The sequence below is a fragment of the Pseudomonas protegens genome, assembly GCF_003732485.1.
Classification (GTDB): Bacteria; Pseudomonadota; Gammaproteobacteria; order Pseudomonadales; family Pseudomonadaceae; genus Aquipseudomonas; species Aquipseudomonas protegens_B.
The window spans coordinates 74,219-80,388 of record NZ_MOAK01000030.1; the positions used below are offsets into that span (position 1 = coordinate 74,219).

Consider the following 6,170-nt stretch of genomic DNA (forward strand, 5'->3'; position numbering starts at 1 on the left):
GCAAGCTGATCGAGAACGTCGGCGCCAAGGCCAGCCAGGCCAAGCTCGACACCGCTGCCAACGGTTCCATCCTGGCCAACGCCAAGGGCGCCCGGGACTCGTTGTCCGGGGTCAACCTGGATGATGAAACCGGCAACCTGGTCAAGTTCCAGCAGTACTACACCGCGTCTTCGCAGATCATCAAGGCTGCGCAGGAAACCTTCAGCACGCTGATCAACAGCCTTTAAGGAGCCGTAGCCCATGCGCATTTCCACCGCCCAGTTTTACGAGACTTCGGCTGCCAACTATCAGAAGAACTTCTCCAACGCGATCAAGAGCGGCGAAGAGGCCAGCAGCCTGGTCCGGGTCAAGACCGCCGCCGACGATCCGGTGGGTGCTGCCCGTTTGCTGCAGCTGGGTCAGCAGGCTTCCCTGCTTGATCAGTACAAGGCCAACAGCAACTCGATCAAGGCTTCCCTGGGGCAGGCCGAGTCGGTGATGACCAGCATCAACAACGTTCTGGACCGGGCCAAGCAACTGGCCGTCGGCGCCGGCAGCGCCGGTTACACCAATGCCGACCGGCAGGCCAATGCTTCCGAGCTGGGGCAGATCGAAGAGCAACTGCTGAGCCTGATGAACTCTCAGGACGAAAACGGCAAGTACCTCTTTGGCGGCTCCAAGGACGACGTTCCGCCTTTCAGCCGCAACTCCGATGGCACCTACAGCTACAACGGTGACCAGAGCAGCCTGAAGCTGCCGGTGGGCGACACCATGACGATGGCTGCCAACAGCACCGGTTGGGATGTGTTCCAGCAGGCGCTCAACACCAGCCGTAGCCAGGTCACCATGACCTCGCCGGTGGTGGATGATGGGCGGGTTTCCCTGTCCAATGGCCAGATGACCAATAGCGGCAACTACAACAGCCAGTTCCGCGGTGGCGAGCCTTATACCGTGTCGTTCGTCAGCGGCACCCAGTTGCAGATCCTCGATGGCAGCGGCAACGATGTGACAGCCGAGGCCAGCAAGGGCGGCGTGGTCGGTACTTCGACGAATCAGACGGTGAGTTTCCGTGGTGTCGATCTGAACCTGAACATCAATCTCAAGTCCGGCGATGTCGCCAACACGGTGCTGCCGGGGCACAGTTTTACATTGGCGTCGAAGCCGGACACCTTCAACGTTGCGCGTTCTCCGGGCAACCCGAGCATGACTCAGGTCTCGGCCGCCAGCGTGACTGATCCGGTGGCCTACAACTCGACGTTCCCGAGTGGCTCTGCAGTGCTCAAGTTCACCAGCGCCACCAACTTCGATCTGTATGCCGCGCCGCTGACGGCAGACAGCAAGCCGGTGTCTTCGGGTGTGGTAGGGCCGGGCAATATCGCCACTGCGGCAGGCGTGAGCTTCACCCTGACGGGCGCTCCTTCGCCGGCCGCCAACGATCAGTTCAGCGTGGCGGTTAATACCCACGAAACCCAGAACATCCTGGACACCGTGAGTCAGTTGAAAAACGCGTTGAGCACACCCACTGACGGTGACGTCCTGGCGACCCAGAAGCAGTTGGCCGACCTCGCGTCGGGCATGGCCAACCTGGCCAGTGGTGTCGATCAGCTGTCCATCGGCATCAGCTCCATCGGTGGTCGTGGTTCGGCTTTGGCCACCCAGAACGAAATCAATGAAAGTCTGTCGGCAGCCAACGTCACCACCCGTTCTGCCATCAGTGATTCCGATCCGGCCGAAGTCATGACCCGTCTGACCCTGCAGCAGACCATGTTGCAGGCCTCGCAGTTGGCCTTCAGCAAGATCACCCAGCTCGGCCTGTTCAACAAGGTCTGAGAACATGGCGTTCGAGCTGCGGCTCGAACGCCATGACCGTCGAGCCGTCAGCCGTCTTTTTTAAGCGGTCCTGCAGCTCTGGTCCTTCTGGCCAGGGCTCGCCGCTCGAGAGTTTCCAGCCGTGAACCCAGCACCTCTAGTCAGCATCGTCATCCCCGCCTTCAATCCGCGTTTCTTCAGCCAGGCCCTCGACAGTGCCTTGGCCCAAACCTACCGGCCCCTGGAAATCGTTATTTGCGACGACAGTGCCGACGATCAGATCCAGCGTATCGTTGAAGCCGTGGCCGAGCCTGCGCACCCTGTGCGTTACCTGCGCAACCCGCAACGCCTGGGGTTGCAGAAGAACGTTCTGCGTTGCGTTGAAGAGGCGCGCGGCGAGCTGATCAAGGTGTTGTGCGACGACGATCGGCTGTTTGCACCCAGCATCGCCCTGCAGGCGCCGGTGCTGATCGACAACCCGGATATCAATCTGGTGTGTGCACTGCGGGTGTTCAGTGATGCCGGGAATTTCATCCTGCCGCCTCGAGTCGACAACTGCCGTTTCACCTACAACGATGCCGTGCTCAAGGGCGAGGACATGCTGGCGATCTTCGAGAGCACGCCACGCAATTTCCTTGGCAACTTCAGTTCGGCCCTGATGCGTCGTGCCGATGTGCTGGAGCTGCTGCCGGCATTGATCCAGGAGGGCGCAGGTTTTGTCGCGCTGCTGGATTTCGCTCTGTTCATCTGCCTGATGCGCCGTGGCAATCTCGCGGCGCTGGTGACGGTGCTCAGTTGCGAGCGCCTGTACCCGGGGCGCCTGAGCGCGACCCCAGAAATGCTCAAGCTAGCCAAGAATGAGTGGGAGTGGCTGGTGCAGATGCTGGCCGCCCGCAGTGGCGAATTGGCGCCGGCGGCAGGCTGGGTGCGGTATGTCGATATGGCTCGGGAGGCCGGGCAGCCGCGCAACTGGCAGGAGCTGTGCGTGACCCGTGTGCTGGGCAATCGCAGTACCGTGGTCGATGGCCGGGTCGGTGGCGAGAGCATCGGTTACGAGGATTTCTATCGCGAGTGGCTGTCGGTACGCAAGTTCTCGGCGGTGGAGCAGCGGCTGATGCCTCAGCGCATTGACAGCTGGCCGCGGCGGGTACAGCTGGTGCCGGTGGTTCTCGACTTCGAGGGCGATGGCGAGGCGCTTGCCCGGACTCTGGACAGCATTGATGGCCAGCTGTTCGCGCCTGCCGCGGTGCTGGTGTTGTCGGCGGGCGAGGAGCAGATGCGTGAGCGGGTCCTGCACCAGCCTCTGCGCGACGACTGGGTGCAGCAGCTCAATGAGTTGGTGCCACAGTTGGAAGGTTGCGACTGGTTCTATCTGCTGCAGGCCGGTGACCGTCTGCAGGAGTCGGCACTGCTGATCCTTGCCGAGCGCATCGCCAATACCCCGGCCATGCTCTGTGCCTACAGCGATGAAGGCGCGCTGGTGGAAGGGGAGTCGTCGGAGCCGGTGTTCAAGCCTGACTTCAATCTCGACCTGATGCGCTCCTATCCCTATGTCGGTCGTGCCCTGGCTTTTTCCCGCGAGCGTTTCATGGCCGAGGGCGGCTTCGATCCGCTCCATGGCGAGTTGGCACCCCATGATCTGCTGTGGCGGATGGTGGAGGCGGCGGGGCCCCGGACCATCGAGCACATTGCCGATATCCAGCTGGAGTCCGAATTCAGCTTTGCCCAGTGGCTATCCCGGTCCCAGGTGATCGAGGCCAGCGAGGGGTTGGTGGCGGCGCATCTGCAGCGGATCGGTGTGGAGCACCGGATTGTTCACGATGATTTGCCTCTGCTCAACCGCATCGACTACCTGCATGGCAGCCGGCCGTTGGTGTCGATCATCCTGCCGTGCGGCGACTCTCTGGCGACCCTGCAGCGCTGTGTTGAAAGCCTGATCGAGCAGACGGCCTACAACCACTATGAAATTGTGCTGGTGGATGCCGGCAGTCGCGACCCGGCCATGGCCGACTGGCTGACGGCGATGGCCCAGTTGGGTGGTGCAATGCTGCGGGTTCTGCCTTATGTCGGTCCGCACAGCCATGCAGCGCTGATCAACAGTGCGGCGAGCCAGGCGCGTGGCGACTACCTGTTGCTGCTCAATCCGGGGGCGCTGATCTGTAGTGGCGACTGGCTGGATGAGTTGCTCAATCAGGCCCAGCGTCCGGAGGTGGGTGTGGTGGGCGCGCGGATTCTGGCTACCGATGGCTCCATTCTCCATGCCGGTCAGGTGCTGGGCATGGCCGGGCCCGCGAGTTCGCCCTTTGTCGGCGAAGCCGTGGGGGCTCGGGGCTATATGCAACGGCTGCAGGTGGTACAGAACTGGAGTGCGGTCAGTGGCGATTGCTTGCTGGTGCGCAAGGAGGTCTTCGACAGCCTGGGTGGCCTGGATGAGCAAGCCTTCGCCGATGAGTTGGGCGCGACCGACCTGTGCCTGCGGGTCGACCGTAACGGCTATCTGGTGGTCTGGACGCCTCACGCCACCCTGATGCTGCGGCCGGTGTCGCCTGTCAGTGACGACAGCGAGCGGCAGTTGGCCCGCGAAGCCGAGCAGGAGCGTTTCTACCAGCAGTGGATGGCGAAGATCGCTCGCGATCCGGCCTACAACCCGGCCCTGAGCCTGGGGTACTCCAGCTTCAGTCTGGAGCCCTCCTTGCGCAACAACTGGAATCCGTTCTGCAGTCGGGCCTTGCCCTTGATCCTCGGCTTGCCGGTCAACAGCTCCGCAGTCGGGCATTACCGGGTGACAGGCCCCCTGACGGCACTGGAAGAGGCCGGGCGGGCGATTGCCCGGGTGGCCTACGAGTCGCCGTCCACGGTGGACATCGAGCGCCTGTCGCCGGATACCATCATCCTTCAGTGCCGCTACAGCGAAGGGGCGGCCAGCGACATTCTGCGGATGAAAAAATACTCCAGCGCCCTGCGGGTCTTCGAGCTCGACGACTACATCGTCAGTGCGCCGAAGAAAAACACCCACGCTCGGAACAAGCCGGTGAACACCGAGCAGATGCTGCGCGAAGGCATCGGCTTGTGCGATCGCGTGGTGGTGACCACTCAGCCACTGGCCGATGCCCTGTCGAGCATGCACAGCGACATCCGCGTGGTGCCCAACATGTTGGCGTTGGATCCCTGGATCAGTTTGACCAGTCGCCGCGGTACCTCCAGCAAGCCGCGGGTGGGCTGGGGTGGCGGCACCAGCCATACCGGCGACCTGGAGATCATCGCCGAGGTGGTGCGCGAGTTGGCCAATGAGGTCGAGTGGGTTTTCTTCGGCATGTGCCCCGATGCTCTGCGTCCCTACGTGCACGAGTTCCACTCGGCCACCAGCCTGCAAAACTATCCGTTCAAGCTGGCCAGCCTGAACCTGGATCTGGCGCTGGCGCCGCTGGAGTTTCATATCTTCAACGACTGCAAGAGCAACCTGCGGCTCCTGGAATACGGTGCCTGCGGTTACCCGGTGATTTGCACCGACACCGAGGCCTATCGCGGTTTCCTGCCTTGCACCAAGGTCCGTAGCAACAGCACCGAGGAATGGTTGCAGGCGATCCGCATGCACCTGTCCGATCCGGCAGCCAGCTACCGCATGGGGGATGAGCTGCGAGAAGCGGTGCATCGCGACTTCATGCTGCGCGACGACAACCTGCGGCACTGGCTGTGGGGATGGTTGGCGGACTGATCGCCCCCCGGGCCGGCGACTGCCACCGTCGCTGGCGGGTGCTTTGGGCAATCTTCCGTTCGGATGGTTGCTCTCGCTGTCTTCTGCGGCGCCTGCGGGCGCCGCGCACGCAATTGGCGCACTTCCTGCAAGTCCTCGGCAAATCGCCATAAATCCTTCACTGCGGCGCGGTGCAAGGGACCCTTTGGTTGCGATGAATGATCTGCATCTGGCGCCGCGCCAGTCCTGAAAGGGCTGGCCTGGCCCACGAAGAGCAAGAGGACAGCGATGAAGGCAGTAATTCTGGCAGGTGGACTGGGTACGCGAATCAGCGAAGAGTCCCACCTCAAGCCCAAGCCCATGATCGAGATCGGTGGTAAGCCAATTCTTTGGCACATCATGAAGCAGTATTCCGCCCACGGGATTCATGACTTCGTGATTTGCCTGGGCTACAAGGGCTACGCAATCAAGGATTTCTTCGCCAACTACTTCCTGCACACTTCGGATGTGACCTTCGACATGCGCAACAACCGCATGGACGTTCATCAGAATTACAGTGAGCCATGGAGCGTGACGCTGATCGACACCGGCGAGGAAACCATGACCGGCGGACGGTTGCGTCGGGCCGGGCGCTACCTGCAGGAAGACGAGGCCTTCTGCTTCACCTATGGCGATGGCGTATCCGATC

At 62.1% G+C, this 6,170-nt stretch carries 4 protein-coding genes; all 4 read left to right on the top strand.

The genetic code is table 11. From position 1 onward, the window contains the following. The coding region (locus BLX41_RS34440; RefSeq protein ID WP_311197415.1) for a flagellar basal body rod C-terminal domain-containing protein at nt 1-227 on the top strand (227 nt) is incomplete at its 5' end. A gap of 13 nt (nt 228-240) precedes the next feature. Further along, entirely contained in the window at nt 241-1,809 is a 1,569-nt protein-coding gene (locus tag BLX41_RS04510; protein WP_123723935.1) for a flagellar hook-associated protein 3, read from the top strand. Nucleotides 1,810-1,930: 121 nt separating this feature from the next. Beyond that, on the top strand, nt 1,931-5,503 hold the full coding sequence (locus tag BLX41_RS04515) for a glycosyltransferase (protein ID WP_123723936.1): 3,573 nt from the start codon (nt 1,931-1,933) through the stop codon (nt 5,501-5,503). Between the two features lie 267 nt (nt 5,504-5,770). Further along, the coding region (locus tag BLX41_RS34445) for a sugar phosphate nucleotidyltransferase (RefSeq protein WP_259744406.1) at nt 5,771-6,170 on the top strand (400 nt) is incomplete at its 3' end.